The sequence below is a fragment of the Solidesulfovibrio fructosivorans JJ] genome (assembly GCF_000179555.1).
GTDB lineage: Bacteria > Desulfobacterota > Desulfovibrionia > Desulfovibrionales > Desulfovibrionaceae > Solidesulfovibrio > Solidesulfovibrio fructosivorans.
This window is the reverse complement of the sequence record NZ_AECZ01000033.1, coordinates 21,744-44,901: the sequence shown is the minus strand read 5'-3', so window position 1 is coordinate 44,901 and position 23,158 is coordinate 21,744. Positions and strand designations below refer to the sequence as shown.

At 65.8% G+C, this 23,158-nt stretch carries 23 protein-coding genes; 15 read left to right on the top strand and 8 right to left on the bottom strand.

From position 1 onward, the window contains the following. Positions 1-72 precede the first annotated feature (72 nt). Positions 73-825, top strand: coding sequence for an RNA methyltransferase (locus DESFRDRAFT_RS17265; RefSeq protein WP_043795183.1), 753 nt, complete (start codon positions 73-75; stop codon positions 823-825). A 161-nt stretch (positions 826-986) separates the two neighbouring features. Then, positions 987-2,117 (top strand): DUF362 domain-containing protein, encoded by a 1,131-nt coding sequence (locus tag DESFRDRAFT_RS17260; RefSeq protein WP_005996085.1) that lies wholly within the window; start codon positions 987-989, stop codon positions 2,115-2,117. 52 nt (positions 2,118-2,169) lie between these two features. Here DESFRDRAFT_RS17260 and DESFRDRAFT_RS17255 read toward each other — a convergent pair whose 3' ends face one another. From DESFRDRAFT_RS17255 to DESFRDRAFT_RS17245, 3 genes are all read right to left on the bottom strand, one after another. Beyond that, a complete protein-coding gene (locus tag DESFRDRAFT_RS17255; RefSeq protein WP_144005073.1) occupies positions 2,170-2,496 on the bottom strand; it encodes a hypothetical protein in 327 nt (108 codons plus the stop codon). A 166-nt stretch (positions 2,497-2,662) separates the two neighbouring features. Further along, positions 2,663-5,308 (bottom strand): c-type cytochrome, encoded by a 2,646-nt coding sequence (locus DESFRDRAFT_RS17250; protein ID WP_005996083.1) that lies wholly within the window; start codon positions 5,306-5,308, stop codon positions 2,663-2,665. Between the two features lie 3 nt (positions 5,309-5,311). Further along, positions 5,312-6,361 carry a hypothetical protein gene (locus DESFRDRAFT_RS17245; RefSeq protein ID WP_005996082.1) on the bottom strand — a complete coding sequence of 350 codons (1,050 nt, stop codon included), beginning with the start codon at positions 6,359-6,361 and terminating at the stop codon, positions 5,312-5,314. Between the two features lie 294 nt (positions 6,362-6,655). On the opposite strand from DESFRDRAFT_RS17245, the gene DESFRDRAFT_RS17240 reads away from it, so the two are divergent. From DESFRDRAFT_RS17240 to DESFRDRAFT_RS17225, 4 genes are all read left to right on the top strand, one after another. Continuing rightward, on the top strand, positions 6,656-6,841 hold the full coding sequence (locus DESFRDRAFT_RS17240; protein WP_005996081.1) for a hypothetical protein: 186 nt from the start codon (positions 6,656-6,658) through the stop codon (positions 6,839-6,841). Further along, positions 6,834-7,559 carry a ubiquinone/menaquinone biosynthesis methyltransferase gene (locus tag DESFRDRAFT_RS17235; protein WP_005996079.1) on the top strand — a complete coding sequence of 242 codons (726 nt, stop codon included), beginning with the start codon at positions 6,834-6,836 and terminating at the stop codon, positions 7,557-7,559. Before DESFRDRAFT_RS17240 ends, DESFRDRAFT_RS17235 begins: the two co-directional genes overlap by 8 nt. A gap of 120 nt (positions 7,560-7,679) precedes the next feature. After that, the gene (locus DESFRDRAFT_RS17230) at positions 7,680-8,111 is read left to right on the top strand and encodes a MarR family winged helix-turn-helix transcriptional regulator (protein ID WP_052303504.1); all 432 of its coding nucleotides are present in this window, start codon (positions 7,680-7,682) and stop codon (positions 8,109-8,111) included. 52 nt (positions 8,112-8,163) lie between these two features. After that, positions 8,164-9,180, top strand: coding sequence for a class I SAM-dependent methyltransferase (locus DESFRDRAFT_RS17225; protein WP_005996075.1), 1,017 nt, complete (start codon positions 8,164-8,166; stop codon positions 9,178-9,180). A 214-nt stretch (positions 9,181-9,394) separates the two neighbouring features. Here the strand turns inward: DESFRDRAFT_RS17225 and DESFRDRAFT_RS17220 are convergent, their stop codons facing one another. After that, complete coding sequence (locus DESFRDRAFT_RS17220; protein WP_043795172.1) at positions 9,395-9,598, bottom strand: DUF2065 domain-containing protein; 204 nt, start codon at positions 9,596-9,598, stop codon at positions 9,395-9,397. A 122-nt stretch (positions 9,599-9,720) separates the two neighbouring features. Between DESFRDRAFT_RS17220 and DESFRDRAFT_RS17215 the strand changes: the two genes are divergently transcribed. The 9 genes from DESFRDRAFT_RS17215 to DESFRDRAFT_RS17175 all read left to right on the top strand — a co-directional run bounded on the left by DESFRDRAFT_RS17215 (position 9,721) and on the right by DESFRDRAFT_RS17175 (position 21,008). Further along, entirely contained in the window at positions 9,721-11,034 is a 1,314-nt protein-coding gene (locus DESFRDRAFT_RS17215; protein WP_005996071.1) for a nucleotide sugar dehydrogenase, read from the top strand. A gap of 10 nt (positions 11,035-11,044) precedes the next feature. Next, entirely contained in the window at positions 11,045-11,770 is a 726-nt protein-coding gene (gene mqnB / locus DESFRDRAFT_RS17210) for a futalosine hydrolase (protein WP_043795176.1), read from the top strand. 14 nt (positions 11,771-11,784) lie between these two features. Beyond that, positions 11,785-12,657 (top strand): MqnA/MqnD/SBP family protein, encoded by an 873-nt coding sequence (locus DESFRDRAFT_RS17205; protein WP_005996068.1) that lies wholly within the window; start codon positions 11,785-11,787, stop codon positions 12,655-12,657. Between the two features lie 10 nt (positions 12,658-12,667). Then, positions 12,668-13,636, top strand: coding sequence for a polyprenyl synthetase family protein (locus tag DESFRDRAFT_RS17200; protein WP_005996066.1), 969 nt, complete (start codon positions 12,668-12,670; stop codon positions 13,634-13,636). Positions 13,637-13,691: 55 nt separating this feature from the next. Continuing rightward, positions 13,692-16,688, top strand: coding sequence for a phosphoribosylformylglycinamidine synthase subunit PurL (locus tag DESFRDRAFT_RS17195; RefSeq protein WP_005996064.1), 2,997 nt, complete (start codon positions 13,692-13,694; stop codon positions 16,686-16,688). 228 nt (positions 16,689-16,916) lie between these two features. Further along, positions 16,917-17,420 carry a cytochrome c family protein gene (locus tag DESFRDRAFT_RS17190; protein ID WP_005996062.1) on the top strand — a complete coding sequence of 168 codons (504 nt, stop codon included), beginning with the start codon at positions 16,917-16,919 and terminating at the stop codon, positions 17,418-17,420. A gap of 339 nt (positions 17,421-17,759) precedes the next feature. Beyond that, positions 17,760-19,772 carry a methyl-accepting chemotaxis protein gene (locus tag DESFRDRAFT_RS17185; RefSeq protein WP_005996060.1) on the top strand — a complete coding sequence of 671 codons (2,013 nt, stop codon included), beginning with the start codon at positions 17,760-17,762 and terminating at the stop codon, positions 19,770-19,772. Between the two features lie 252 nt (positions 19,773-20,024). After that, positions 20,025-20,183, top strand: a complete 159-nt coding sequence (gene rd, locus DESFRDRAFT_RS17180) for a rubredoxin (protein WP_005996058.1) — start codon at positions 20,025-20,027, stop codon at positions 20,181-20,183. 372 nt (positions 20,184-20,555) lie between these two features. Next, on the top strand, positions 20,556-21,008 hold the full coding sequence (locus DESFRDRAFT_RS17175; protein WP_005996055.1) for a PPC domain-containing DNA-binding protein: 453 nt from the start codon (positions 20,556-20,558) through the stop codon (positions 21,006-21,008). 63 nt (positions 21,009-21,071) lie between these two features. Here DESFRDRAFT_RS17175 and DESFRDRAFT_RS17170 read toward each other — a convergent pair whose 3' ends face one another. The 4 genes from DESFRDRAFT_RS17170 to DESFRDRAFT_RS17155 all read right to left on the bottom strand — a co-directional run bounded on the left by DESFRDRAFT_RS17170 (position 21,072) and on the right by DESFRDRAFT_RS17155 (position 22,958). After that, positions 21,072-21,347 (bottom strand): HU family DNA-binding protein, encoded by a 276-nt coding sequence (locus DESFRDRAFT_RS17170; protein ID WP_005996053.1) that lies wholly within the window; start codon positions 21,345-21,347, stop codon positions 21,072-21,074. Positions 21,348-21,476: 129 nt separating this feature from the next. Then, complete coding sequence (locus DESFRDRAFT_RS17165; RefSeq protein WP_005996051.1) at positions 21,477-21,875, bottom strand: MucR family transcriptional regulator; 399 nt, start codon at positions 21,873-21,875, stop codon at positions 21,477-21,479. A gap of 267 nt (positions 21,876-22,142) precedes the next feature. Then, entirely contained in the window at positions 22,143-22,511 is a 369-nt protein-coding gene (locus tag DESFRDRAFT_RS17160) for an Hsp20/alpha crystallin family protein (protein ID WP_005996048.1), read from the bottom strand. 33 nt (positions 22,512-22,544) lie between these two features. Further along, positions 22,545-22,958, bottom strand: a complete 414-nt coding sequence (locus tag DESFRDRAFT_RS17155) for an Hsp20/alpha crystallin family protein (protein WP_005996046.1) — start codon at positions 22,956-22,958, stop codon at positions 22,545-22,547. Between the last annotated feature and the right edge of the window lie 200 nt (positions 22,959-23,158).

The window sequence follows — 23,158 nt, the reverse complement described above, 5'->3', positions numbered from 1 at the left end:
TGTGGGGAGGGAGGCCCCTTTTTTCAAAAAGGGGCCTCCCTCCCCACAATCCGCAACCACCAAACCACCGCCATGCTCGAAAATCTCTCCATCGTCCTTTTCCGGCCCAAGTTCTCCGAGAACGTCGGCGCGGCGGCCAGGGCCTGCGCCAACATGGGCGTTTCGCGTTTGCTTTTGGTCGAGCCGTCGGCGTTTGACCTCGACCGGGCGCGCCCCATGGCCACGAGCAAGGGCGGCCTGTTGCTGGAGAAGCTGGAATTTTATCCGACGCTGGCCGAGGCCGTGGCCGGGGCGGAGCTGGTTTTCGGCACCACGGCGCGGCTTGGCGGCTGGCGCACGGGGATCATAACCCCGGAGCAGGCCGCGGCCTCGGCCTGTCCCACGCTGGCGGCCGGCGGCAAGGTGGCCGTGGTGTTCGGCCCCGAGGACGCGGGGCTTTCCAACCACGAAACCCAGCTGTGCGGCCGGCTGGTCAACATCCCCACCTCGGACGCGGCCACCTCGCTCAACCTGGCCCAGGCCGTGCTCGTCATGTGCTATGAGATGTTCAAGGCCGCAACAGGGCACGTTGGCGAACCGGCCGGCCCGACGCCGGCGCGCACGGTCACCCATGCCGAGCGGGAAGCGCTTTTCGCGGCGCTTCGCCGGACCCTTCTGTCCATCGACTTCATCAAGCCCGACAATCCGGATTACTGGATGCTGCCGGTGCGGCGCTTCATCGACCGCGTGGGCCTCAAACGCCAGGAATACAGCCTGCTGATGGGCGTGTGCCGCCAGATCAAGTGGGCGCTCGGTTCGGGCGGCAAAAAGGATCAAGCGGACTAGGAGCTCTCCACCCTCCACGCGGCCGGGGGGAAATACGGGCCGTTCCAACGAGCATTCCCCTCCCGCGCCGCCCGCTTAAACCGCCGGCCATGGACAGGGCTGCGCCAAGCCCGTATCAAACGTGCCATGCCGCCCCGCCGGAAAAAGAGAGGATACGCCCCATGAGTGATGCCGCGCCGCGTGAGCCGGCCAAGGTCTATTTCGCCGATCTGCGGGCCCGCGCCGCCAACAAGAACCGCACGGCCAAGATCAAAAAACTGTTCGAGGCGGCGGGATTCGACAACATCATCGCCAGGGGCGACCTGACCGCCGTCAAGGCCCATTTTGGGGAACGCGGCTGCGACACCCACATAAGCCCCACCCACGCCCGGACCGTGGTCGAACGGATCAAGGCCTGCGGCGGCCGGCCCTTCGTCACCGACACCAACACCCTCTACTCCGGCTCGCGCCACAATTCCGTGGACCACATCGCCACGGCCGTGGAGCACGGCTTCGACTACGCGGTGCTCGGCGCGCCGGTCATCATCGCCGACGGCCTGGACAGCACCAACATCGTGGAGGTGGAAATCCCGGGCAAGCACTTCGACAAGGTGAAGATTGCCGGCGACATCGCCCGTGCCGACGCCCTGATCGTGCTGTCCCATTTCAAGGGCCACGAGCTGGCCGGCTTCGGCGGCGCGGTCAAGAACCTGGGCATGGGCTGCGCCCCGCGCGCCGGCAAGCAGGACCAGCACTGCGTGCGCTTCGTCGTGGAGCCGAAAAAATGCATCGGTTGTGGCCAGTGCGTCGCGGTCTGCCCGGCCGGGGCGGCCACCATGCAGGACAAAAAAGCCTTCATCGAAAAGGCGATCTGCATCGGCTGCGGCGAATGCCTGACCGTGTGCCCGAAAAAGGCCATGCGCATCGACTGGCACACCGAGATCGTGCCCTTCATGGAGCGGCTGGTGGAATACGCCTACGGCGCGGTGGCCGGGAAACAGGGAAAGGCGGGCTTTTTCAACTTTCTGACCAACGTCACCCCGGACTGCGACTGCGTGCCCTGGTCGGACGCGCCCATCGTGCCGGACATCGGCTTTCTGGCCTCCAGCGACCCGGTGGCGCTGGACAAGGCCTGCCTGGACCTCGTCAACGAGCAGGCGGCCTGCCCGGACTGCCAGCTCGAGCACGGGCTCGGCGTCGGCGACGACAAGTTCACGGCGCTTTGGAAGTGGACGCGCGGCGACGTGACCTTCACCCATGGCGCGGCCATGGGACTCGGCACCCCGGAATACGAACTGATCAAGGTCGTCTGACGCATCACTGCCTCGAAACGACAAGGCCCGCCGCGTTCGCGACGGGCTTTTTTTACGGCTTCCGGTGCATGGTGATGGAGCGGATGCAGCCTTCGGTGGCCGAGGCCGCCTTGCGCTGCATGTCTTCCGGCATGACGCCGTGGCGCAGGATGTAGTCCACGGTCCGGGAATTGAGCAGCGCGCCGGTCTGCTGCATGGCGCATTTGCAGATGGCCACGGTCTGGGCCCTGGTGTAGCCCTTCTGGGCGAAGGCGGCCTCCTGTTGCAGGCACTGGGCGGTCAGCTTGCGGGTCAGGGCCTCGCGCATCTCCGGGGTGACCCGCCGGCCCGCCGCCAGGGCGACCGTCGGGACCACAACCAACAAAAGCAGTATCACCATCGATTTCACAGGGTTCCCTCCCCGACAAAAAGCCGAAAGGCCTTTTTGCCATTCTTTCCCCCACATACACCCCTTGAAAAGTTTTTGAAGGGGGTCCAGGGGGAAACTTTTTTCAAAAAGTTTCCCCCTGGCCGCCGGAGGCATCTTCCCAACTTCTCCCACCCCCCTACTCCTTCACCATATTCGGGTGGTGGACCTCGCCGCCTTCCATCTCCACGGTATGGCAGACGTCGCAGCGCTTGCCCGAGCCGACCACGCCGGGCACGCCCATGTACTGCATGCCGGGGATGTTATTGATGTCGACGCCGTAGTCGTTGACCGCGACAAAGGTGGCGTGGGGGCTGCCGTGGCAGGCCGCGCAGGGCACGTTGCCGGTGTATTCCTTGCGGTTGCGGAAAAGCTGCGTGGCGTTGGCCGTCCAGGTGTTAAAGGCCGTGGCGTGCGTGCCCGGCAGCATGAAGTCCTTGTGGCAGGTCAGGCAGTCCGGCTCCTGCATCCAGGCGGCCCGGGGCTTCACGTCGGACACGGCGGCCACGCTTCGCGGCGTAAGCGGCTTCATGAGCCAATCCGCCGCCTTCTTGCCGACCATGCGCTCATGGCGCAGCAGCGACAAGGCGTGGTCCTCCATGTAGCCGTGGCAGTTGACGCAGGTAACCCCGGCCGCGCTGTGGTTGTCGCGCTGGGCCTGGGTCACGCCGTCCGGGGCCGTGGGGTGACAGTTGGCGCAGACCTTGGCGTCGCCGCCGGCGAGGTAGGAGGCGTGGAAGCCGTGGATGGCGGCGGAAAGCGACAGCAGCGCCTTGCCGTCCTTGGCCGAAACGCCGGCATTGGGCCCGGCGTCGGGATGGCAGCTCTGGCAAGCCACGGGATTGCCGGCGGCGGCCCGGGCGGACAGGTCCGTGCCGTTTCGCCGGTCGTGCACGGCCAGAATGCCTTTGGCGGTCTCCGTGGACACGCCGGTGACGCCGTCCACGCCGGGAGCGCCGCCATGGCAGGTGTGGCAGCGCATTTCCGTGGAGGCGGGAGCCACGGCCTTGGTCGCGGCCAGCACCTCGCCGGTCTTGGCGTCCCTGGCCGTCAGGGTGAAAACCGGATAGGGGTTCACGCCGCCCTTTTCGGGATAGGGCGTGACCGGGATGCCGGCGGCGGCAAAGAGCTTGTCTCCGGCCTTCATCTCGCCGTCCGGCCTGAGTCCCGTCAGCGACACGTCGGGCGCAAGTTCTTTGCCGACAAGCGCCTTGGAGTACTTCCAGAAATCCGACCGGGCCGCCGGGTGCTTGAAACCCTCCGGCGCGGCGTAGGCCAGGGTCACGTCCTTGGTCACCACCTCGGGCATGACATCGCGCCTTATAAGCACCGCCTCGAGCGTGTTGCCCGGCACGGACAGCGAAAACGAACCGTCGCAGCCGGCCGTGGCCACCACGCCCAGGCTGTTGAACCCGATCAGGAGATACGGCGAGGATGCGGCGTCAAAGGCCGGAAGATCGACCGTTACCGGTTCGATGGACACGGGTTTTGGCTTTACCGGCTTTTTCCCGTTGATGCCTTCCGCGATATAGGCGGCCAGGGCGTCGCGCTCGTCTTTGTCGCCGAGAAAGGGCGGCATCTGGGTGAAGAGCTTGCCCTGCCCGGTCAGGTAGGCGGCCACGCCGGCCGCGCCGATATGGCCGGTGTAGTCCCGGATGTCCTTGAACGGCCCGCCCACGGAATGGCAGGCCAGGCACTGCAGGTCGTAGAGTTCCTTGCCGGCGGCCAAGCGGTTTTCCGGGGTCACCCGCTTGATCTTGGCCCACTTGGTCCGGGGCAGAAACGGCGCGTCGTAGGGCGCGACGCTCGTGGGCCGGATGTCCGTGGCCCAAAGCTGGCCGTAGACGAGCCAGGGCTTTCTGGCCGCCTCGCGGATGGTCTCGAAGGTCCCGACCAAGCCAAGGCCCAAAAGGAGCAGCACAACGGCGAACACGCGCCGCAGCGGCAGCGGCAGCCGCGTCACCAAGGCCAGCGCCCCGGCGGCCAGGGCCACGAGCAGCGCGGGATAGGCCGCCCGGTAGGAGGCGATCTCCTGGGAACGGTGCAGCACGAAGGCGCGCACCGCGTCCGGCAATACGCCCACGTACCACCAGCCGGAAAGGAGGAGCACCGGCGCGGCCGCGACCACCCAGCGGCAGGACATGCGCAGCATGATCTCCCGGGCCGTTTCGTCGCGGATGCCAAGGGCCGTGGCGAACCCGAACAGCCCGGCCAGAAGCAGAGCCAGGGCCGAGCGCAGAACCAGGGACGGCCAGAAGGTGGGATTGAAAAAGCCGTCCCAGAAATCGAGCGTCACCGGCCATTTCCCCGGGGTAAGCATGAAGCCGATGATGCCGTTGATGGCGAAAAGCGACAGGAAGGCGAAGAGAAAATAGAAAAAGCCCACCCGCATGTGGGTCTTGGCGTCGAGCCGGTCGAAGCCGTAATAATAGACGAGCAGGGCTCCGATCTCGCCGGCGAAAAACGCCCATTCCGTGGCCCAGCCCCAGGCGAAGGTGCGCACCAGCACGAGGGTGGCCTGGGGGGCGAGCGTGGTGATCGTCAGCCAGATGCCCACGCCGGAAAGCCCGCCGAAGACCATGGTGAGAAGCAGGAAAAACCGAGTGTGGCGGTGGAGATATTCCAGCAGGGGCGCGGAGCCGAGCCGGCGCGCCCTGGCCTCGGTCAGGACCAGAAACAGTCCGCCGCCCACGGCGAAATGGGCCACGAACACGTGGAGCACGGCGATGAGGATGATCCAGAAACCGCCGCCGAACGCGGCCAGATGCCAGACGGGATACTCCATGGCCTAGCCCCTCCCCGCCTGGCGGCGATAGGCGGCCACCATCCAGACGGTGACGCCGCCGGCAAAAACGGCGCTGGCCAGAAACATGAAAAACGGGCCCCACTGGGCGAGCGTCGGCAGCGCGGACGGGCTGAAATCCGGGGCCAGATAGGCCTGTCGGACAAGTTCGCGCACACAGGCCATGGCCAGGACCGTGGCCGCTGTCAGCCAGACCGCCGCCCCGACCTTTTCCTTGAGCCCGGCCCAAAGCGAGGCCGCGCCCAGGGCAATGCCGAAAAGCAGCGTGAAGGTGGCCAGTCCGCTGGCGCCGAGAAAGCGCAGCATCACCGCCTGGGGCAGGGCCAGCAGAAACCAGATGCCCACCGCGAACTGGACCATGGTCCCCCGGGTGAACCATGTAAGCCCCGCGCGCAGCCGCCAGGAAGCCGCCTGATCCCCCCGGCCGGCCGCCTTGCGGCTGACAAGCGCCAGGAAAAGCCCGGCCACGGCCAGGGAGGCGGTGACGAAATGGAGCCAGCGCGGGATAAACGTCGGATCGGTCAAATTGACGATCGTGCCCCCGGGATGGTCGAAATAGGCCTTCCACACGTCCGGGCGTTGGGACAGCGTGGACACGTTGACCAAAATGAGGCTCGCCGCCAGCAGCAGACAGGCGGCCGGGACGACGATCGCGTTCGAGCCTCTCCCGGCCAGCCGGGGCTGGGCCCGGTAGAGGAGCGCATAGGCGACCATGACCACCATGAAAAGCGACAACCAGACCGAGGCCGAGAGCACGGCGGCGGTGTAGAGGAAATGGCCGTAGAGCACGGAGGCGAATAAAAGCGGCGCGATGCCGAGGTTGACGGTGATGGCCACGGAGGCCGGCAGGCTTTTGCCCAGGGTCACGGCCGCGCCCCGCTCCGGCCCCGGCGCGAAAAGGAGCAGCAGCGTGCCGCCCAGGGCCACGTTCATGACCAGCAGATGGGCCGCGAAGGTGACCAGCAGCAGAATTTCGAAAAGTCCCCAGGGCGACGGCAGGGCCAGACCGGGAGGGGCGGCGAGAGAAGGATGCATGACAACAAAGCTCCTTGCCCGCGCGCGGCCTAACGGACCGGGCGGTCGCTTGCGGGACCGGCTATTTTGCCGAACCTTACGTGATCAGGCCGCGCCGCACAACAACAGCGCCCGCAAAACCGCCACGCGCCTCCCTCCGGCCCACCCTCGACGTCCGGGCCGAGCCATGCTAGGCCGGCGCAAAAAAGGGGAGTGCCTCCCCTGGTTTTTCCCTTTTCCCGCCCGGCCCTTGCCCTTGGACGGTCCAAGGCCATTTCCCCAACCGGGCGGGTTTTTCTTCCTGGAGGTGAACGCTTGGACAAACGGGAAAACCTGGCCTTGCAGGTGACCAAGGAAATCGTGGTCAAGTTCGTGGAAACGGGGCGCATCTCGCCCGGGAACTTCACCGAGCATTTCGGCCCGATATACGAGGAAGTGCTGCGGGTGATCAGCCGGCCCGAGCCGGCCGGCTCGGCCAAGGACGGACGCGACGATGGCTGATCTGCCAACGCCCGGCGACGCGCGGCGCGTGGCCGGCATGTTCGGCCGCGTGGCCGGCTCCTACGACCTGCTCAACCACCTGCTTTCGGCCGGCTGCGACATCGCCTGGAGGCGGGCCATGGTGCGGGCGCTGGCCGCTCCGGGACTCCCGGCCGGCCCCATCCTGGACCTGGCCGCCGGCACCCTCGACGTTTCCCTCATGCTGGCCGGACAGTGCGACCGGCCGGTCGTGGCCGTGGATCCCTGCCTGCCCATGCTGGCGCGGGGCAAGACCAAGATCCCGCCGCGCCTTGTCCGCCGCGTGCATCCGGTGCTCGGGGACGGACTGGCCCTGCCGCTTCCGGACGCGTCCGTGGCCGGGGCGACCATCGCGTTTGGCATCCGCAACATCCGTCCCCGGGAGGACGCCTTCCGGGAACTGGCCCGGGTGCTGCGGCCCGGCGGGCGGCTCATGGTGCTGGAATTCGGCACGGGCAAGCGCCGGCTGTGGGGCGGCTGCTACAATTTCTATCTGCGCCGGGTGCTGCCGAAAATCGGCAAACTTGTTTCCGGCGACGACGAGGCCTACCTGTACCTCGCCGAAACGATCCGCGAATTCCCGGACGAGGCGGCGCTGGCCGAACAGATACGCCAGGCGGGCTTCGCCGAAGTGTCCTACCGGGCCATGACCGGCGGCATCGTCTTCCTGCACGCGGGGGTCAAGGCGGCCGCCGACTGATCGCCCGCCCGGACCCCCGATTCCCGGACGCTACGGCATTTCCCGGCACCCCGGGATTTCTTCTTGTCAGCCCATCTGTTTAGCTGCTAAACACCGCCCATGCGAAACGAAAAAGAGGTCATGCCCCTTTTCCAGCTGCTCGGCGCGGTGCTGACCAAGTTCGCCTCCATCGAGCGCACACCCGTGGATTTCGGCATCGGGCCAACGCTTTTCCCGGCCGAGGTGCACATGCTCTCCACCATCGAAATGCTCGACGCACCAACCACGGTGACGGCCGTGGCCACCGCCTGCGGCGTCACCAAGGGCGCGGTTTCCCAGACACTCAAACGCCTCGAAGCCAAAAGCCTCATTCAGCGCGACGGCCCGGGCGGGCGCGGCGGCGTGGGCCTGACGCCGCGTGGCCGACAGGCCTGCCAGGCCCACATGGCCTTTCACCGCGAGCACGACCGGGACTTTCTGACGTATCTGCGGAAGCTGCCGGACGAAGATTTCGCCACCTGTCTGGAGTTTTGCCGCCACTTGAAGATGTGGATGGAGCGCTATCCGAGATAATTTTTTTCGGCCCGGTGTTTAGGAACTAAACCTTATCCGACAGGAGACCGCCATGACGCCCACGCGACCCCAAAATGCCTTCGCCCCTATCGAGGATGTTTTTTACGGCGCGGTTGCGGCCCGGATGCTCATCACCGCGCTGGAGATCGACCTTTTCTCCGCCCTGGAGGCGGGGCAGCTGCCACTGGCAAAGCTGGCCGCCCGCACGGGAACCCTGCCCCTTCGGCTGGAACCGCTGCTGGAGGGGCTCACGGCGCAGGGCATCCTTACCCGGGAAGGCGTCGACTATGCCGCCACGCCGGCCGCTTCGGAGTATCTGGTGCCGGGCAAGCCGCTGTACCAGGGGCCGGCCATGATGCTCTTGTCCCATTTCGCCGACTCGCTCCAGGGCAATCTGGCGGAGAGGCTGCGCCACGAGGACGACGCGCGACAGGGCTCGGACAAGGGTTGGGGGATGGAGACCATCATGGAAGGCACCCTGGGCCATGCCCTGACCGGGGCGCTTTTCCGGGTGACGCGCTTTGCGGCCGAACTACCGGGATTCGCCGCCATGCGCACGCTGTGCGATGTGGGCGGCAACCATGGCGCCTACACCATGGCCCTGCTGGATGAAAATTCCGATCTGACCGGAACGGTTCTCGACCTGCCCCACGTCGTCCCCTTCACCAACGAGCGTTGTCGGGAACGCGGGTATGGGGAGCGCATCCGGGCCGAGGCGTTCGATCTGCGGACCGACGGCCTGCCGCGGGAAGGCTTCGACCTGATCGTGACCTCGCATGTTCTTTACGGCGTGGCCGACGACCTGGAAGCGGCCACCCGCCGCCTGGCGACCGGGCTCAGGCCCGGAGGCTGGCTCATAAGCCACCATTTCGCCCCCGGCGAGCGGGACGCCGGTATCGAGGCCGCCCACGAGTTCATGACCCGGCTGGCGGGCTACCCCACCCATTTCCTGTCCCAACAAAGCCTGGAAACGGCCATGCGCGCCGCCGGCCTGGATGACTTCCGGGCCGATGCGCCCACCCCGCCCCTCGGCGGCGGCTTGATCCTGGCCGGACGGAAAAGAGGATAAGACCAGGGGGAAACTTTTTGAAAAAAGTTTCCCCCTGGACCCCCTTCAAAAACTTCTCACGGGGTATCCTTGCAGGCAGGAAAACGACCGGGACAAGATCATCGAAGTTCTTCCGCCACCAACCCCGTAAAGAATTTTTGGGGAGGGTGGGGGTCCGGGGGAGGGAACCCCTTTTTGCAAAAAGGGGTTCCCTCCCCCGGTCGATCACGCAGCCTCAGCCCGCTCCGCGCAGCACGATAATGAGCAGCAGCCCGACCAGCATGGCGGTCATGCCGAGCATGCGCAGTTCGCGGGGCTTGCGTTCGGAAAGCGCGCGCAGCACCTCGGGCATTTTTTCGGCCGCCAGAAAATAGGGCAGGCCTTCGAGAATAAACGCCAGGCCCAGGGCCGTCAGAAAGAGTTTCCATTCAAAATGCATGGCGAGGAGAGTACGGTTTCGGCCGGGACAAGTAAATATGTCCACCTTGCCCCCTGCCCGACTTTGGGCTATCCGGCCCGAAACCGCTTCTCGGCTATCCCCTTATGAAGGAGCACGCGACATTGATCACTTTCCAGGACATCCGCGAGAAGAACGCTTCCATTGCCGTCATCGGCCTCGGCTATGTCGGCCTGCCGCTGGCCGTGGCCCTGTCCCGGCATTTCGACGTGGTCGGTTTCGACATCAAGGCCGCCCGCGTCGCGGAGCTTGAAAACGGCCAGGACAGCACGCTGGAGGTCGAACCGGCCGACCTGGCCGCCGCGACCGTCCGCTACACCAGCGATCCGGCCGACCTTTCCGCCTGCAAATTTTTCATCGTGGCCGTGCCCACGCCCATAAACGCCAACCGGGTGCCGGAACTCGGCCCCCTTGTCGGGGCGTCCGAACTGCTGGGCAAGCGCCTCACCGCCGGCTCGGTGGTGGTCTACGAATCCACGGTCTACCCCGGGCTCACCGAGGAGATCTGCCAACCGCTCCTGGAAAAAGGCAGCGGGCTTGCCGCCGGCAAGGACTTTTTCATCGGCTACTCGCCCGAGCGCATCAACCCCGGGGACAGGGTCCACACCTTGAAAACCGTGGTGAAGATCGTCTCCGGCCAGACCCCGAAGGTGACCGACCTCCTGGCCGACGTCTACGGCGCGGTGGTCACGGCCGGCATCCACAAGGCCCCGAGCATCAAGGTGGCCGAGGCGGCCAAGGTCATCGAGAACACCCAGCGCGACATCAACATCGCGCTCATGAACGAGCTGTCGCTTATCTGCGAACGGCTGGACATCGACACCACCGACGTGCTCGAAGCCGCCGGGAGCAAATGGAACTTCCTGCCGTTCCGTCCCGGCCTCGTCGGCGGCCACTGCATCGGCGTGGACCCCTACTACCTGCTCTACAAGGCCCAGAGCCTGAACCTGCACCCCGAGGTCATTCCGGCCGGGCGGCGCATCAACGATTCCATGGGCAAGCACGTGGCCGAGGCCACGATGAAGCTCATCATTCGCGCGGAATGCCGCGCGGCCACGCCGCGCATCGGCGTGCTCGGGCTCACCTTCAAGGAAAACGTGCCGGATCTTCGCAACACCAAGGTCGTGGACATCGTGCGCGAGCTTTGCGAGTTCCGCATGCACGTGCTCGTCCACGACCCCATGGCCTCGCCCGAGGAGGCCCGGGAGGAATACGGTCTGACGCTTGTGCCCATGGAGGAGTTGCGCGACCTGGACGCCCTCATCATCGCCGTGGGCCACGACGCCTTCAAGGGCCTCTCCCTGACCGATCTCGCCGGCTGGTTCCGGGCGAGCGTCGAGCCCATCCTGGTGGACGTCAAGGGCATTTTCGACCGCGCCGCCGGAGAGGCCGCCGGCTTCCGCTACTGGCGTCTGTAATCCGATGGTCATGGCGCAAGCACAACAGACCTGCTCCCCCCTGGTCATCGTCCTGGCCACGGCCAAGGAGTACAAGGCGGCGCTGTCGCCGCTCGGCGCGCCGGCCGCTCCGGAGCCGGGGGGGAACGTTATCTGGCGGCGCGGCGGGCGCGAGCACCTGGTGTGCGTCACCGGGGTCGGCCCGGTGGCCGCCGCCGCGAGCCTGGGCCTGGCCCTTGGCCGGCTGGGGCCGTCCGTTTCGGGCGTGGTCAACCTGGGCCTGGCCGGGAGTTTCGACTTCGCGGCCGCGCCCCTTGGCGCGCTCGTCGCGGCCACGGCCGAGGCGTTCCCCGAATACGGGCTGCGGGCCAAGGCCGGGGTGGATACCCAGGGCCTGGGCTTTCCCCAGCTCACCCTCGCCGGGGTCCCGGTCTACGACCACCTGCCCCTTGCCCCGGAAGCCGACGCGGCGGCCATGGGTCTCGCCCTCCCCGAAAGCTGCGTCCTGGAAACCGCCGTCACCGTGGCCGGGGTTTCCGGCGAGCCGGACCGGGCCGCGATCCTTTCCCGCAAATACAAGGCCGCGACCGAGTCCATGGAGGGTTTTGCCGTGGCCATGGCCGCGTCCATGGCCGGCGTGCCGTTTCTGGAACTGCGCGCCGTCTCCAACAAGGTCGGCTCGCGCCCGCCGGAAGACTGGGACCTGTCCGGGGCCCTGGCCGCCCTGGGCCGCGCCGCCGACCGGCTTCTTTCCTGATCATCGAGGTCCCCGTGCCAAGCGATGCCGTTTCCGTCGCCATTTCCCCCTGTCCCAACGACGTGGTCATCTTCGGGGCCTGGATTCTCGGCCGGGTGGGCCTGCCGGACGCCCGGGCGACCTTCGCTTTCGAGGATGTGGAAACCCTAAACGAAGCCGCCCTGGCCGGGACCTACGACGTGGTCAAGGTTTCGGCGGCCATGGCCGCGCCCCTGGCCGACCGTTACGCCGTGCTGCCCTCGGGCGCGGCTTTCGGCTTCGGGGCCGGCCCCAAGCTCGTGTGCGACGCCGGCTTTACCGGCCGGCCGAAGACCGTGGCCGTGCCGGGGCTGCGCACCACGGCGGCGACGCTTTTGCGGGCCGCCCTGGCCGACGACGACCCGGCCCTGCCGCCCCCGGACGCCGCGTTTGTCCCGGTGCGCTACGACGCCATCGTCGACGCGGTGCGCTCCGGCCGGACCGAGGCGGGCCTGCTCATCCACGAAACCGCCCTGGCCGCCGCCGACCACGGCCTGCGCCTGGTCCTCGACCTCGGCCGGTGGTGGGAGGCGCGCCTGCCGGATGTGCCCGTGCCGCTGGGCGTGATCCTGGCAAAAAAAAGCCTGGGCCAGGCGCGGTTGACCGCGCTTGGGGAGCTTTTGCGCCGAAGCCTCCTGGCCGCCCGGGAGGAGCCGGAACTGGTGGCTCCGCTGGCCCGGCTGCTGGCCCGGGAAAAAAACGAGGCCGTCATCCGGGCCCACATCGAGGCCTATGTGGGCGAGCTGAGTCTGGCCATGGGCGCAACCGGAACCAGGGCGCTTGCCCGGCTTTGCGAGATCGCGCAAATGGCCAAAGAACGCCATTTGCCGGCCGGTTCCCCCTTGCCAGCCCCGGACCAATCCTGTTAAACGCCAGCGGATGAGCGATTTCGCGGACATATTATCTCGGGAAGTTCCGGCCATAAACCGGCACCTGGAGGACGCCACGGCGTCGTTGAGTCCTCTGGTGCAGCCGGTGGTGCGCCATGTGCTTTTGGCCGGAGGCAAACGCCTGCGTCCGCTGCTCGCCATTTTGGTGGCCAGGGCGCTGGGGCACCAGGAAGACGACGTCTATCCCCTGGCCTGCTCCCTGGAGTTCCTCCATTCGGCCACACTCCTCCACGACGACATCGTGGACGGGGCGACGCTTAGGCGCGGCCGACCCTCGGCTCATACCCGTTTCGGCGCCACCCACACCATCCTGGCCGGCGACGTGCTTTTGGCCCTGGCCAACCGGACCGTGGCCGAATACGACGACCCGGAGCTGACCCGCATCCTCTCCGAGGCCCTGCTCCAGACCGCCACGGGCGAGATCTTGGAAATCGCCCATCTGCGAGACACCGACCTGCCGCTCGACACCTATCTTTCCATCATCACGGGCAAAACGGCCCACCTGCTCCAGGCCGCCTGCCACTGCGGCGCGGTGCTGGCCGGAGTCGACGCCAACCTGTGCGAGGCGGCCAAGACCCTCGGCGTCAACTGCGGCATCGCCTTCCAGCTCGTGGACGACGCCCTGGACTATACCTCTCCGGCCGCGGTTTCCGGCAAACCCACGGGCGGGGACCTCAAGGAAGGCAAGGTCACGCTGCCCCTGATCCTCTACCTCGCCGCCCAGCCCTTCGAGGCGCGTCGCCGCCTGGCCGAGGATTTCCGCCAGGACCAGCTTTCCGGCGAGGACATCGAATACTTGCGCGGCAACATCGTCGCCGGCGGACACGCCGAAAAAACCCGGGAAATGGCCGCCGCCTACCTGGAAAAAGCCCAGGCCGCCCTGGCCGTCTTCCCTCCCTCGCCGGAAGCCGACCTCATCGGCCAGGTGCTGGCGCCCATGCTCGCCCGGGACAAATAGACCGGGCCCGGCCGGCGGCTGCCGGCGCGCATCGGCCCATCAGGAAAGGAACGCCATGCTCAGTCGCGTCGCCGTGGGCCTGCGCCCAAGCGTTACGGACGTCCTCGGCCATCGGGTGGCCGCCAAGATCGGAAACGAACTGCGCCTGCCCGTCACGGCCGTTCGCCTCGTCAAAATCTTTACCATCGACGGCCTGACCGAGGCCGAAGCGGCCGAAGTCGCCGCCGCCGGCGTGCTGCACGACCCGGTGGTGCAGGAAGCTTCCCTCGATCCCATCTCCCCGGCCCCGGAAGCCACGGACTGGGTCATCGAGATCGGCTTTCGCCCGGGCGTGACCGACAACGAGGCCAGGACCGCCCGGGACACCATCGCCCTGGCGCTTTCCCTGCCCGAGGACCGCAAGGCGTCGCTCGCCGTCTACACCGCCGCCCAGTACCACATCGAGGGCCTGTCCGACCGGGCCGCGGCCGAGCGCGTGGCCGTGGACCTGCTCGCCAACGACCTGCTCCAGCGCCACGACATCAAGTCCGGCGACGAGTGGCGCGCCGAGCCGGGCTTTCCCGCCCGCGCCGCCAGGGTGACCGGACAGGCCAGCGCCAAGGTCGAGGCCCCGGACCTGTTCAACATGCTCGAAGCGGACATGCTGGAATTCGGGCGCGCGCGCACCCTGGCCCTGTCGTTGCCCGAGTGGTGGGCCATCCGCGCCTACTTCGGCCGGCCGGGCTTCAAGATGCGCCGCTCGGTCTTCGGCCTTGTGCACAACCCCACCGACGTGGAGCTCGAGTGCATCGCCCAGACCTGGTCCGAGCACTGCAAGCACAAGATCTTCAACGCCGTCATCGACTACGTGGACGAGGAAACCGGCGAGGTCGAGGTCATCGAGAGCCTGTACAAGACCTACGTCCAGGGATCGACCCGCGACATCCGCAAGGCTCTTGGCGAAAACGACTTCTGCTTGTCTGTTTTTTCCGACAACGCCGGCGTGGTGCGCTTTACCGACGAGCTGCACATCTGCATCAAGGTGGAGACCCACAACAGCCCCTCGGCCCTCGATCCCTACGGCGGCGCGCTGACCGGCATCGTCGGCGTCAACCGCGACCCCATGGGCACCGGCATGGGGGCGAACCTTTTGTGCAACACCGACGTCTTCTGCTTCGCCTCGCCGTTTTGGGAAGGCCAGCTTCCCCCGCGCCTGCTCCATCCCCGCCGGGTGCTCGAAGGCGTGCGCGAGGGCGTGGAGCACGGCGGCAACAAGTCCGGCATCCCGACCGTCAACGGCTCCATCGTCTTCGACGAGCGCTACCTCGGCAAGCCGCTGGTTTTTTGCGGCACGGTCGGCACCCTGCCCGCAGCCCTTGGCGGCAAGCCGAGCTACGTCAAAAAGGCCATGTCCGGGGACTACATCGTCATGGTCGGCGGCCGGGTCGGCAAGGACGGCATCCACGGCGCGACCTTCTCCTCCGAAGAGCTGCACGAGGGCTCGCCGGCCACGGCCGTGCAGATCGGCGACCCCATCACCCAGCGCCGCATGTACGACTTCCTCATGCGCGCCCGCGACCTGGGGCTCTACCACGCCATCACCGACAACGGCGCGGGCGGGCTGTCGAGCTCCGTGGGCGAGATGGCCCAGGACAGCGGCGGCTGCGAGCTCTACCTCGACCGGGTGCCGCTCAAATACGACGGTCTGGTCCCCTGGGAGATTTTCACCTCCGAAGCCCAGGAGCGCATGACCCTGGCCGTGCCGCCCAACCATCTCCCGGCCTTCCTGAAGCTTTCCCGCGAAATGGGCGTGGAGTCCACCGAACTCGGCAACTTCACCGACTCCGGGTTCCTGCGCGTCCATTACGGCAAGCGCGTCATCGCCTACATCGACATGGAGTTCCTGCACGGAGGCGCGCCGCGCATGCATCTCGCCGCCGCGTGGAAACGCCCGGAAATCCCCCGCACCGAGCCCGTCATGCCCGGCGGCGGACACGGCAAGCTCTTAAAGCGCATGCTCGGCCGGCTCAATATCTGCAGCAAGGAATACGTGGTGCGCCAGTACGACCACGAGGTCAAAGGCGGCTCGGCGGTCAAGCCCCTGTGCGGCGCGCGGCGCGACGGCCCGTCCGACGGCGGCGTGCTGCGCCCGGACCTGTCGCGGCCCGAGGGCGTGGCCCTCTCCCACGGCATCTGCCCGCGCTACTCCGACATCGACACCTACTGGATGATGGCCGCGGCCATCGACGAGGCCGTGCGCGGCGCGGTGGCCGTGGGCGCGGATCCCGCGCGCCTGGCCGGGGTGGACAACTTCTGCTGGTGCGACCCGGTGGAATCGGAAAAGACCCCGGACGGCCGCTACAAGCTGGCCCAGCTCGTACGCGCCAACCGGGCCCTGGCCCATTTCTGCCGGGCCTACCGCGTGCCCTGCGTTTCGGGCAAGGATTCCATGAAAAACGACTACTCCGGCGGCGGAGCCAAGATCTCCATCCCGCCCACGGTGCTCTTTTCGGTCATGGGATTCGTGCCCGACGTCGCCCGGGTGGTGACGTCCGATTTCAAGCGGGCCGACGACCTAGTCTACGTCCTCGGCGTCACGCGCCCGGAACTGGGCGCTTCGGAGCTTGCCGACGAACTGGGCTTTTCCTCGCCCGACGTGCCCCAGGTCGACGCCACCCCGGCCGCGCGGCGCTACAGCGCCCTGCACGCGGCCATGCGCCGGGGACTGGTTTCCGCCTGCCACGACTGCTCCGACGGCGGCTTGGCCGTGGCCCTGGCCGAGATGGCGCTTGGCGGCCGGCTCGGCGCGGACCTGGATCTGGCCTTGGTCCCGGCCGTTCCGGGGCTCACCGACCTGGAGCTGCTCTACGCCGAGTCGCAAAGCCGGCTGGTGGTGACGGTCGCCCCGGCAAACCGGGACGCCTTCGAGGCGCTTTTCGCCGGAGAGGCCCTTGGCCGCATCGGCGTGGTCACCGACGCCCCGGATTTGATCCTGCGCCGGGGATCGGTCATCTTCTGCGCCGAAACCGCCGACGAGCTGGCCGAAGCCTTCAAGGCCACCCTCGACTGGTAGATCCTTTCGGGCGGGATTCCCCGCCCCTGGTCCGTCGGGGAGATTTCCCCGGAGTTTCCCCGGCGGGTCCATCAACGCGCGTTTCCTCGCTCTTCCCCGTTTCCGCCGCCGTCCGAAGGACGGCGGTTTCGTCGTGATTCATCACTGCCATCGGCCAAACCGTATTGATTGGGCTTTGGAAATAGGCTAATGTAATTTTGATTTTCCACCCGAGCCCAGGAGCATATCATGTCAGTCCGGCTGCGGTCTTTTTGTATGGCTTTGCTCGCGGCGGCCCTGCTCTCCTCTCCCCTCCCCGCCTTTGCCCAACAAAACGGCCAAGCCCCGTCCGCGCCCGCCAACCCCGCCGTCTACGTCGGCTCCAAAGCCTGCCAGGAATGTCACGCCAAGGAATACGAATCGTATTCCAAGTACTCGAAAAAAGCCCACTCCTCCCAATCGGTCAAGATCATGGCCAAAAAGCTCACGCCCGAGGAACTGCGCGGCTGCTTCGCCTGCCATACCACCGGCTACGGCCAGCCCGGCGGCTTCGTGAGCTTCGAAAAAACGCCCGAACTGGCCAATGCCGGCTGCGAGGTCTGCCACGGCCCGGGCTCGGCCCATGTCGCTTCCGGCGGCGACCCGTCCCTCATCAAATCGAAGCTGGCCATGTCCGAGTGCGAGCGCTGCCACAACGCCGAACGCGTGCGCAACTTCAACTTCAAGCCCATGCTCTTCGCCGGAGCGCATTAGTGTTTGGGGAGAAGAGGATGCGAGAGGGGAAACCCTTTAAAAAGGGTTCTCCCCTCTCGCGCTCTCCCCTTCCTAAATCTTTTAAAGGTGTAGCATGGGGAAACCGGGGGAAAAACTTTCCCGGGGTTCGAAAGGAATCGGAGAGAAGCCGGCGAGGCCAAAAGCAGGGATGTGTGCCCAAATATGACGCGAGCGCCCGTCATCCCCAGACGCCGGCCAGCCAACCACAATCTTTTAAACAGCCACAGACAAGGGTTGCACACGGGTATCTAAAAATACATGTGCTGCCCGTGAAACGCGCGCCAACGCCTTTCGCGGACAGCCACCAGGGGGGAAGGGATGGGAGTCGTTTCACGCTCGCTTGGACTCAAGGTGCTCCTGCTCGTTTCGGGCCTGACCATCCTCGCCTTCACCGGCCTTTTCCTGGCCAACGCCCACTGGCAGCGCCAGGGCTCCGTGGCCCAGATCGACCACACCGCCCGGCGCATAAGCGACATCCTGCGCATGGCCATCGAAGAGCCCATGCGCCTCGGCAAGAATGCCGAAACCGCGGCCCAGTTCACCAAGGTGGCCGCGGCCCACACCGACATCCGGGTCTTTCTGACCGACTTCCAGGGCAACGTGACCTACTCCACGGACACCGCCGCCGTGCGCCGGGATTTCACCGCCCTGTCCCCGGACGCGGCCGTCACCGGACTGGTGGGGAAAGCCCTGGCCGACGACTTCCACGGCGGCGACATCCTGCCCTGGGCCGGAACCAGGTCCTTCGTGGCCGTAAGCTCCGTGCGCAACGAACCGGCCTGCCACCACTGCCACGGGGCGTCCAAGCCCATCCTCGGGGCCATGGTCGTGGTCCAGGACATCACCCCGGAAGTGACCCGGCTGCGGGACGACCAGATAAAAAGCGCCGGCCTGTCCCTTGGCGGCATGGCCGCCCTGCTCGTCGCCCTGCTGCTCTTCATGAAGCATTCCGTGGTCGGCCGGGTAAAAAAGCTGGCCGGCCTGTCCGAGGCCATAAGCCACGGTTCCCTCGACCTTTCCTTCGATGTGCCGGGCAAGGACGAGATCGCCCAGCTCGCCGTCAACCTCTCGGCCATGGTGCGCACCATCAAGGACCAGCTCGAATACAACAAGGGCATCTTAAACGGCGTCATCATTCCCATTTTCGTGGCCGATAAGAACCGCCGCTTCGAATTTGTCAACATCCCCCTCCAGCATATCCTCGGCAAGACCGACGCCGAAATGCTGGGCGCACTCGTGGCCGACAGTTTCAAGCGCGAGGACGGACGCTCGGGCTGCGCCGGAGTGCTCGATTCCGGGGAGTGCGCCAGCGGGTTCACCCGGTTCACCCGAACCGACGGCCAGGTCTTTCCCCTGCACTACGAGATTTCCCCGCTCAAAAACGCCTCGGGCGACGTGGTCGGCGTCATCGGCGTGCTCATCGACCTGACCCAGGAGGAAAAGGACAAGGACCGCATCCGCTCCCAGCGCGAGAAACTCCTGGTCGTGGCCGACGAGGTCACCGCCGTGGCCAAGAACCTGTCCGACGCCTCGGACATCCTGACCGCCAGCATGGACGAGCTGACCGGCGGCGTGGAAAACACCGCCCGCGAGACCGAGCGCGTGGCCACGGCCATGGAGGAGATGAACGCCACCGTGATCGAGGTGGCCCAAAACGCCGGCGACACGGCCCAGGCCTCGGACGTGGCCACCAGGGCCGCCATCGACGGCGGCCAGGAGGTGGCCCGCACCGTGGACGAGACCAAGCAGGTCTCGGTCAAGACCGCCGAGCTGGCCGGGTCCCTGGCCAACCTCGAGACCAGGGCCGTCAACATCGGCCAGGTGCTGTCCGTCATCGGCGACATCGCCGACCAGACGAACCTGCTGGCCTTAAACGCCGCCATCGAGGCGGCCAGGGCCGGCGATGCCGGGCGCGGATTCGCGGTCGTCGCCGACGAGGTCCGCAAACTGGCCGAAAAGACCATGACCGCGACCGCCGAGGTGGCCACGGCCATAACCGACATCCAGGACAGCACGCGCCTGGTCGTGGCCGGCATGAACGACACCAAGTCCAAGGTGGAACAGACGGCGGGCATGGCCGAAAAGTCCGGCTTCGTGCTCACGGGCATCGTCGAGCAATCCAACCGCATCGCCGACATGGTGCGCAACATCGCCGCCGCTTCGGAGCAACAGTCCGCCACCAGCGAGGAAGTCAACGGCAGCGTGAGCCACATCAACGAACTGTCCAAGGACATCGCCCGCCAGATCGGCGACGCCAACACCCGCATCGGCGAGGTGCGCTCCATGGCCCATCATCTGGCCGAGCTGGTGGAACAGTTCCGGCAGGAGTAGACCAGGATGCTGGCCACTCTTGACAATTTGGTGCGAACTAAAGGATAGACTTGGGCCGGCGTGATCGCTATCTACAGTCGCATGGACTGTCGGTGGGGACGCATCCGGCGATGCGGCAGGCGCATACGGATGCCTTTTCGGCGCCCCATCGACCAATAACCTTGTTGCCGCGCAGGCAAGGGAGCCATTGCGGCCCCGGCGCTGCGGGCAAATAAGGAATGCCATCCGGCTCAACCCCAAAGGAGCTTTTTCATGGACAAATACGAATGCAGCATCTGTGGCTATGTGTATGATCCCGCCGCCGGCGATCCCGACAATGGCGTGGCTCCCGGCACCAAGTTCGAAGACATCCCCGAGGATTGGGTCTGCCCGGTCTGCGGCGCCCCGAAAAGCGAATTCAACAAGGTCTAGTGTCCCCTCACGGGTAACTCCGCCTCGAGGAAACGACACGAGCCGGTCCATGCCGCGCCGGTTGGCGCGGCCCTTTCCGCAGAATTGCGCGCCATCCCCGGCGATGCGCGCGGATGTCCGCTGGGTGGGGGCCGTCGAAAAGAAGCGTCGCGAGCGCGACGCCTTGACCGCCCCCGCCGGGACAATTCCCAGCCCCTTTTGGTCCGCACATGCAAATGCCGCATGTCGGGAAGGTCGCGGTGAACGCGCCGCGTCGCCCGACCGGAAAACGCGGCGGCGAGAAGGACAGGCCCCCGGCCACATCCGTGGCGCGGCCCGGCGTATCCGCCGTGTACGACGCTTTCGAAACCAGGAACAACCGGAGAGAATGGCATGATCGTATCCGAAGGCCGCATCGGCCGCGTGTTCGTGCTGCGCCTCGGCGACGGCGACCGTATTCCGGACGCCATCGAGGCGTTCGCCGCCGAGCGGGAAGTGACCTCGGCCGTGGTGCTGGCCCTTGGCGGGCTGGGAAAGGGAAAGCTGGTGGTCGGTCCCAAGGACGGCACGGTCATGCCGCCGACGGCCATGTTCGCGGCCATCTCCCGCGTGCACGAGGCCGCTGCCGTGGGCACGCTTTTTCCCTCCGCCATCGGCGGCAAGCCGATGCTGCACATGCACGGCGTGCTCGGGCGCGGCGAGGAGACGCGGGCCGGCTGCGTGCGGCCGGGGCTCGACGTGTGGAAGATTTTCGAGGTGGTGGTGATCGAGATACTCGGCACGGACCTGGCCCGGTCCAAGGACCCGGAAACGGGATTTTCGCTGCTCGGCTGGGCGCCGCTGTAAGGGACCCCATAAAAAAAGGCCGCGGTTTCCCGCGGCCTTTGCTGCCCAAAGGGCAAAAGAAAACTACTTCACGGCGTCCTTGAGGGTCTTGCCCGGGGTGAACCGGACAGCCTTGGAAGCCGGAATGTCGATGGCGTTTCCGGTGCGGGGATCGCGGCCGGTACGCGCCGCCCGCTCGGACACCTTGAAGGTGCCGAAGCCCGTCAGGGTCAGCGCCTCGCCCGCAACCAGGGAATCCTGGATGGCCGCCAGGACGGCGTCAAGAACCTTCCCCGCCTCGGCCTTGGTGGCGATGCCGGCATTGGCCTGGATTTTGGCGATGATGTCAGTTTTAGCCATGTGCGTGCGATCTCCTTCTCGTATGATTGCCGCTGCGCCCCAAACCCTTCGCCCCGGAAACGACGGCGGGGGAATGGTCCGGCGCGGCCAGTCCTATATTCGGATTTTCGGTTAGCAGAAAGTCCCGCGTTAGGCCACAACTTTTCCCTTCTTCTCCCACAACCGCATATCCTTCATCTTTTTGCGCCGATCCCGTTGCAGTGACTTGCAAACAAGCGGCATGGACTTCTTATAGCCGTGCTTGGCCTTGTATTCTTCCGGAGTCAGCCCATGGGAAGCGAGGTGCTTTTTGGTAATCACCTTGAACGACTTGCCGCATTCCAGGCAGGTGACGGATTTTTCCTTGATCGCCTTCTTCGGATCCATGCCGACGGCCTGCTGCGCTTCCTCGGCCGGAGCCTCGCCGCTGATGTCACGAATGCCGATGGCCAGCCGACGAACCATGGAGGTGATCTCCTCGTCGGTCATGTTGCGCACGGACGCCTGCGCCTTGACGATCTCCAGAGCGCTTTTCAGATACTCTTCCATACCATCTCCTTGAGATATTCCTGCGAAATGCCGCAATGGCGACGGACAGTGCTGCTCTTTTCCCTTCTTGTCAACACGAAGGCTTCAAAATGCCACTAGTACCTTTTTTTCACATTTCAAATCCCAAGCAGTATCCAACGCCATCCAAACATTACATTTTTGAAATCTTAATTATTCCTCTTCACAGGCAGGACAAATCCTTTCCTCCCCCACAAACGACAAAACCGGGATGCGGTTTTCCGCATCCCGGCCCTGCCTGTACGGCTTTTAACCGGCCTGGATCTCGATTTTGCGGGGCTGCGCCTTTTCCTGGCGTGGCAAATGCAGTTCCAGCACCCCATCCTTCAGCGTGGCCTTGATCCGTTCCTTGTCCACGATGTGCGACACCGTGAAACTGCGGAAATACTCGCCGCCGCCAAACTCCACGTGGGCGAGCTTTTGTCCCTCGGGCAGCACGTACTCCGCCTTGCCCGAAACCTTGAGCTCGTCCTCGTTGAGGTCGATGACCAGATCCTCCTTGGTCACGCCCGGCATGTCGACGTAAATATAAAACCCGTCTTCCTTTTCGATGATATCCGTGGCCGGCTTCACCCGGGGCAACCGGCGCTCCTCGTTCTTCGCAACGGTCTCCGTCATGGTCGTCCTCCTGCGGCAACTGCGCCGGCGCGTCTACACGGCTTCGATGTTGATCTTCTTGGGCCTGCTCTCATCCGACTTGGGCAAAACGACTTCCAACACCCCGTCGCGCATGGACGCCGTCACCTTCTCCCGGGCCACGGCGGCTTGAATGTTGACCACACGCTGGAAAAAGCCCGTGGGCCGCTCCTGGCGATAATACTTGCCCTTGACCGCCTTGCGCTCGCCTTTGATGACCAGGCTCGAATCGGTCAGCGTCAGATCCAGATCGCCAATGTCCATGCCCGGAATCTCGCAGCGCACGTAAATATTGTCGTCGTCCTCGCCGATATTGATCGGCGGATACGCCATGCTGCGCTGGCTGATGGACATGGCCGGCCACAAGGATTCGAACAGCCGGTCAAAAGGCGTGTTGGCGCCATAAAACGGACTGAGATCAATAACCATATACGCACCTCCGACAAAGGTTGCTCTTCACAGCCGAAAATAAACAACCGCCCCGGCCTGTCAATGGGTCGCGCCTCCTTTCCCGACGTCTCCGCCCGACGTCCCGCCGCGCTCTTGACACAACGCCTTCCCTGCTTATCTCCCTCCTTATATTTCTATTTCTCCGAGCTGGGGCATCCCCCCACAGGCCCGACCCGTCC

Coding starts and splice junctions, on each gene's coding strand:
- DESFRDRAFT_RS17235 (WP_005996079.1), top strand. CDS start 6,834: ATGGCTGATCTGCCAACGCCCGGCGACGCGCGGCGCGTGGCCGGCATG.
- DESFRDRAFT_RS17195 (WP_005996064.1), top strand. CDS start 13,692: ATGCTCAGTCGCGTCGCCGTGGGCCTGCGCCCAAGCGTTACGGACGTC.
- DESFRDRAFT_RS17225 (WP_005996075.1), top strand. CDS start 8,164: ATGACGCCCACGCGACCCCAAAATGCCTTCGCCCCTATCGAGGATGTT.
- DESFRDRAFT_RS17190 (WP_005996062.1), top strand. CDS start 16,917: ATGTCAGTCCGGCTGCGGTCTTTTTGTATGGCTTTGCTCGCGGCGGCC.
- DESFRDRAFT_RS17170 (WP_005996053.1), bottom strand. CDS start 21,347: ATGGCTAAAACTGACATCATCGCCAAAATCCAGGCCAATGCCGGCATC.
- DESFRDRAFT_RS17155 (WP_005996046.1), bottom strand. CDS start 22,958: ATGGTTATTGATCTCAGTCCGTTTTATGGCGCCAACACGCCTTTTGAC.
- DESFRDRAFT_RS17200 (WP_005996066.1), top strand. CDS start 12,668: ATGAGCGATTTCGCGGACATATTATCTCGGGAAGTTCCGGCCATAAAC.
- DESFRDRAFT_RS17255 (WP_144005073.1), bottom strand. CDS start 2,496: ATGGTGATACTGCTTTTGTTGGTTGTGGTCCCGACGGTCGCCCTGGCG.
- rd (WP_005996058.1), top strand. CDS start 20,025: ATGGACAAATACGAATGCAGCATCTGTGGCTATGTGTATGATCCCGCC.
- DESFRDRAFT_RS17175 (WP_005996055.1), top strand. CDS start 20,556: ATGATCGTATCCGAAGGCCGCATCGGCCGCGTGTTCGTGCTGCGCCTC.
- DESFRDRAFT_RS17260 (WP_005996085.1), top strand. CDS start 987: ATGAGTGATGCCGCGCCGCGTGAGCCGGCCAAGGTCTATTTCGCCGAT.
- DESFRDRAFT_RS17265 (WP_043795183.1), top strand. CDS start 73: ATGCTCGAAAATCTCTCCATCGTCCTTTTCCGGCCCAAGTTCTCCGAG.
- DESFRDRAFT_RS17220 (WP_043795172.1), bottom strand. CDS start 9,598: ATGCATTTTGAATGGAAACTCTTTCTGACGGCCCTGGGCCTGGCGTTT.
- DESFRDRAFT_RS17185 (WP_005996060.1), top strand. CDS start 17,760: ATGGGAGTCGTTTCACGCTCGCTTGGACTCAAGGTGCTCCTGCTCGTT.
- DESFRDRAFT_RS17160 (WP_005996048.1), bottom strand. CDS start 22,511: ATGACGGAGACCGTTGCGAAGAACGAGGAGCGCCGGTTGCCCCGGGTG.
- mqnB (WP_043795176.1), top strand. CDS start 11,045: ATGGCGCAAGCACAACAGACCTGCTCCCCCCTGGTCATCGTCCTGGCC.
- DESFRDRAFT_RS17165 (WP_005996051.1), bottom strand. CDS start 21,875: ATGGAAGAGTATCTGAAAAGCGCTCTGGAGATCGTCAAGGCGCAGGCG.
- DESFRDRAFT_RS17230 (WP_052303504.1), top strand. CDS start 7,680: ATGCCCCTTTTCCAGCTGCTCGGCGCGGTGCTGACCAAGTTCGCCTCC.
- DESFRDRAFT_RS17245 (WP_005996082.1), bottom strand. CDS start 6,361: ATGCATCCTTCTCTCGCCGCCCCTCCCGGTCTGGCCCTGCCGTCGCCC.
- DESFRDRAFT_RS17250 (WP_005996083.1), bottom strand. CDS start 5,308: ATGGAGTATCCCGTCTGGCATCTGGCCGCGTTCGGCGGCGGTTTCTGG.